3 protein-coding genes and 1 pseudogene are annotated in these 4,952 nt (G+C 71.0%); 2 read left to right on the top strand and 2 right to left on the bottom strand.

Annotation, left to right across the window (positions count from 1 at the left end; genetic code table 11):
- The coding region (locus VIU94_RS25600; protein ID WP_331914547.1) for an NUDIX hydrolase family protein at window positions 1-491 on the bottom strand (491 nt) is incomplete at its 3' end.
- A gap of 602 nt (window positions 492-1,093) precedes the next feature.
- On the opposite strand from VIU94_RS25600, the gene VIU94_RS25595 reads away from it, so the two are divergent.
- Window positions 1,094-3,025 carry an ABC1 kinase family protein gene (locus tag VIU94_RS25595; RefSeq protein WP_331914546.1) on the top strand — a complete coding sequence of 644 codons (1,932 nt, stop codon included), beginning with the start codon at window positions 1,094-1,096 and terminating at the stop codon, window positions 3,023-3,025.
- Between the two features lie 602 nt (window positions 3,026-3,627).
- Here the strand turns inward: VIU94_RS25595 and VIU94_RS25590 are convergent.
- Window positions 3,628-3,900 (bottom strand): SH3 domain-containing protein, encoded by a 273-nt coding sequence (locus VIU94_RS25590; protein ID WP_331914545.1) that lies wholly within the window; start codon window positions 3,898-3,900, stop codon window positions 3,628-3,630.
- 221 nt (window positions 3,901-4,121) lie between these two features.
- Between VIU94_RS25590 and VIU94_RS25585 the strand changes: the two are divergent.
- Window positions 4,122-4,406: pseudogene (locus tag VIU94_RS25585) on the top strand (IS5/IS1182 family transposase); the annotation flags it as partial.
- Window positions 4,407-4,952 lie beyond the last annotated feature (546 nt).

Here is a 4,952-nt window from a genome sequence, read left to right as displayed (position 1 = left end):
CCGTGGCCGCCGGGCATCTCGTTCTGCACGGCGGGTGAGGCGGCTTCTTGCGGGCTGACCCAGACCAGGTCGAGCGCGTCCTGCCGCGGGCGGCAGTCGCCGGTCACCGGCACCACGTACGCGAGCGACACCGCGTGCTGGCGCGGATCGTGGTACGGCGTGATGCCGACGGTGGGGAAGTATTCGGCGACGGTGAAGGGCTGGAGGGAGGCGGGGACCCGGGGGAGGGCGACCGGGCCGAGGTCCTTCTCCAAGTGGCGGAGCAGCGCGTCACGGACCCGCTCGTGGTGCATGACACGGCCGGATACCAGGGTGCGGCTGATGGTTCCGTCCGCGCCGATGCGCAGGAGCAGTCCGATGCTGGTGACTTCGCCGCTGTCGTCCACGCGTACGGGCACGGCTTCGACATACAGGATCGGCATCCGGGCCCTGGTCACGTCCAGTTCGTCCGTGGTCAGCCAGCCGGGCGTGGTCTCGGTCACGTCGGACATTTTTTGATCATACTTTCCGGGCCGGGCCTCGGCCCAGGTCCCGTGTCTGCCAGTTGGGTGGGATTTCGGGCAGGCCGATGCGTGCGTCGACTCCGAGGCGGTGGCGCGCCGTGCCGCCGGCCCGTTGAGCAGCGGCCGAATCCCGAGAGACGAGGTCAAGGCGGCCAGCGCAGAGGTCCCGGCCGGTGCCCGGTGCCTCTCCGGTGGCCTGCCACCCCGATCACTCGCTCGAAGCAGGCCGCGCGCCTTGCCGCGGCACCGGTGTACGCGCGGGTCCGGGAGGCCCCGGGGCGGACGCCCACACAGTCGAGGCGGCTCCTCGCGCCGGCAGCACGCCAGGAACTCCGGGCGTCAAACGAACTGCGCGAGGCCCGCAGCGCCCCGCCGGTAGGCGGCTGACGCCTTCCCGGCGAGTCTTCGGCACCCCGGTCGGCGCTGGCGGGGGCGCCCACCGAAGCTCACGATGGGGCAGGTGCTGGTCAGCGCGTGGGCGGGACGCACCGGCGCGGAGCACCGCGCCCGCCAAGTCCCGGACGTGCTCTGCACGTTGCCGTGGGGGCCGGCCGCAACCCGATCGCACATGCGTGCTGTTGAATGGCGTCATGTGGATCACCGGTGCGTTGGTCGGGACGCTCGTCTTCTTGCTCGTGGTGGTGGCGCCCGCGGTGGTGGGGCGGCGGCTGCTTGGGGTGCGGGCTGGGGCGGTGCGGGTCGGGATCGCGGGGATGTGCGGACTGACGGTGTCCGGGGGGCTGTTCGGGCCCCGGCTCGAGCAGTCTGGGGAGCTCGCGCCCTTGCTGTCCTTGATGGTCGGGGTGGGCATGCTCGCCTCCATGGCGGTGCTCATCGCGCTGGACGTCGTGATGCCCATGGGAGCCGTGCGGCCGCTCGCGTGGGCGCAGTCGGTACGGGCGCGGATCGCGCGGGCGCGCCGGTACTCCGGAGTGGTGCGCATCGCCACCCGGCACGGACTTGGGCCGTATCTGCGAGGGCGACGGCGCGCGCCGGGGGTGCGACACGAGTTGCTGGCTCGGGAGCTGCGGCAGGCGTTGCAGGCCGGCGGTACCACGTTCGTGAAGCTGGGCCAGTTGATGTCGACCCGGCGGGACCTGCTGCCCGAGGTGTATGTCGAGGAGCTCAGTCTGCTTCAGGACCAGGTACCGCCCGCGCCCTGGAGCGAGGTCGAGACACAGCTCCGAGAAAGCCTGGGAGCGCCGGTGCGGGAGCTGTTCGCCTCGTTCGAGCAGGCCCCGCTGGCCGCAGCCTCCATCGCGCAAGTGCACGCGGCCGTCCTGCACGACGGCACCGAGGTCATCGTCAAAGTACAGCGGCCCGGGATACCGGAATTCGTGGAGCGTGATCTGGACATCGTCGGGCGCCTGGCCGCCGCCCTGAGCGACCGCACCGCCTGGGGGCGCGGTCTCGGGCTGAACGAGCTGGCGCAGGGCTTCGCTGTCGCGCTGCGTGAGGAGCTGGACTTCCGGGTCGAGGCTCGTAACATGACCGCAGTGCGCCGGGCCGCCGAGGCCCGCGGCGACTGCACCGTCGCCGTCCCCGTCCTGCACGGGCAGTTCAGCACAGAGCGCGTCCTCGTCATGAGCCGCATCGAGGGCGCATCGCTCGGCAAGGCGGTCCCCGACGACGAGCAGCATGGCACCGAGCTGGCCGAGACCCTGCTCACCGCGCTGCTCAACCAGATCATGCTGGACGGTGTGTTCCACGCCGATCCGCACCCCGGAAACATCCTGCTCCAGCCCGACGGCACGGCCGCCCTGCTCGACTTCGGATCCGTCGGCCGGATCGACGCCGGGCTCCGCGAGGCGATGGGCAGTCTCTTCCTCGCCGTCGACCGCGGCGATCCGCTCGCCCTGCGCGAAGCCCTCCTTGAGATCACCGACCGCCCCGAGGACGTCGACGAACAACGCCTGCTGCGCATGCTCGGGCAGTTCAGCGCCCGCCATCTGGGGCACGGATCCGCGCCCGACGTGGAGATGTTCAGCGATCTGTTCCGACTGGTCGCAGACTTCCGGCTGGCGGTTCCGCCCGAGATCGCGGCGGTGTTCCGGGCCCTGGCCACCCTGGAGGGCACCCTGGTCCGCCTCTCACCCGGCTTCAACATGCTGGCGGCGTCCCGTACGTATGCATCGGCCCGGCTCACCGACCGGTTGGGACCGCAGAATGCCCGTGACGCAGCGCGCGACGAGCTGATCGCGCTGCTGCCCGTCCTGCGACGGCTGCCGCGCCGCCTCGACCGCCTCGGCGGCGCGCTCGAGGAGGGCCGGCTCGGCGTCAATGTCCGGCTCCTGGCCGATCCCCGCGACCGACGGGTCGTCGGTGAACTCGTCGGCCGGGTCGTGCTCGCCCTCGTCGGCATCTTCCTCGGTTTCGCGGGCCTTCAACTCCTGGGGATGGACGGCGGCCCGCGCGTGAGCGACAACCTCGGGCTGTACGGCCTGATGGGCTGCAACCTCCTGGTCCTCTCGGCAGCCATCCTCCTCCGCACCGTCTACGTCACCAGCCGGCCCCTGGAGTGATCGGCCCTCTCGCGCGGGGACACGCCACAGGCGGTGACCGACTACGCGGCGAACAGGACGCAGGAGAACGCCCGTGCGCCTTCTCGTGACCGCGACGCGTGCGTCGGCCGCGGCGGACCGGGCGTGACAGAGCCTTCGCCCCTGGCCGGATGAGCCTTTTGGGCGTCTGGTGAGCGATCGGAGGGGGAGGCATGGAGGTGGGGCCTGATCCGGACCTGGAAACTCGTCGGCTCAAGGCCAAGCGATTGTCTCGAAGGCCGCCGCCGGCCCCGGGCTCACCGGGCTTGCGCGGGCATCCGGCACCGCCACCGAAGACGCGCCCGGCGTCGATATGGCCATCCCCCTGCTGCTGCGGTCACGGCAATCGGTCGCAGCGCGCGCCGCGGAGCCTTTGTCGCGCCGCGGTGACGACGACCTGCCAAGCCGCTGACCAGACAGAGATGGCGGCGAGGCCGCGCCATTGCTTGAGCTTGTTGATGCAGCGTTCGAAGAAACGGCTTAGCGGTCGCCGCCGTGCTTGCCGAGCACAGCCCCGGTCCCGGAGACAGCCACGGGGGTGCCCCCGGGACGGCTTTGGACGGCGCTGCGGGGCCGGTTCGCTGTCAGCCCTGCGGGCCGGCCGGTTCGACGTCCTTGGACAGCGGCACCTGTCCGGTGTTGTCGACGTGCCGGGCGGCGACCCACGCGGCCTTGTCGCGCAGCAGGTACCAGATGCTGTTGCCGTCGATGGTCTGGGCGTGCACTTTGCTGCGCAGGCCGACCTCGGCGCCGTGGCTCAGGTTGCCGATGACGGTGGAGTCCGTGCTCGGATACTTCCGCAGGTTGACGCCGATGGCGCTGACGACGGTGCCGAACGGCTGGGGTGGACTGGGCATCATGACCTCCAGGGGAACGCCGGAGTGGCGGGATGTCGTCCGGTATCCGGACGGGTTGCTCGCACGGTAAGGCCGATTCCCGCCGGGGAGCCGGAGGCGTGCGGGGCACGCCACGATCGACGCCTGAGTGTCATTCCGATGGTTCCATCCCTCAGCCCGTCCCGTCCCCTCGTGCGCGGAGCCCCCGTTTCACCGAAGCGGTCTTCCGCTCCGATGCCGACCGCACGGCGTACGAGCGGTTCGACCGCTGGGAGGCGGACGGGAACCGGATCCGCTTGCTGGAGCAGGTCCAGGTGCGGGACGACTCCGTTGGAGCGGTGGAGTGGACGGTGTCGGTCGACTCGGCCCTCAACCGTGCCCACCAGCACACCGGCGGGACCGACCCGCAAAGAGGGGCGGCCGAGGGGAATGAACTGGAAGATCCGACACGCTCGGCGGCGCGCGGTGCCTCGGACCGGTCCTGGCAGGCCACGCCGCAGGCCCGGCGGGGGGTCGGCGGTCGTGGCAATCAGTGCCTCGCGTCCCGGGGGCGTCGGCGGTCTCCTCGTCGTCGTTGTTGGCACCCGAGGACGTCAGCTGTTCGCTCTCGCAGTCAGCCTCGTCGATGGTCGGCATGCCTCCGAGGTCCTCCGCTGAAGCCTCCCTGCTGTCACCGACGCTCGTAGGCGGCGGCGACAAGGCGATGTCGAGCTTCGGTTGGTGCGCGGCGACCTGTTGGGCGAGCTTCTGCAAGGGGCTTTCGATGTCGAGTTTCGGCAGGGACGCTGAGGTCTGCTGGGCGAGGAGACGCTCGGCATTGCGATCTACGCGCCGGGCGGCAAGGGGCTGGTCCTCTGGGGCTCCACCGAATGGGCCGACGAGTACTTCTGGCTGATCGATGCCGAGCGGCCGGGCGAGTACCCCGTCCTCGTGCGGGCCGAGGACGGCGGCGCATGGCACCGGTACGACATGTCCACCTCGGAGTTCCTCTACCGCATCCTCGCCGATGCCGATTTCCAGCCGTTCGGGATCGCGCGGTACGCACTCGACCCGACCTTCGGGCCCGGCTCCGG

This window comes from Streptomyces sp. (assembly GCF_036566765.1).
GTDB lineage: Bacteria > Actinomycetota > Actinomycetes > Streptomycetales > Streptomycetaceae > Streptomyces.
The sequence above is the reverse complement of the archived record's forward strand: the minus strand, read 5'-3'. Positions and strand labels throughout refer to the sequence as shown.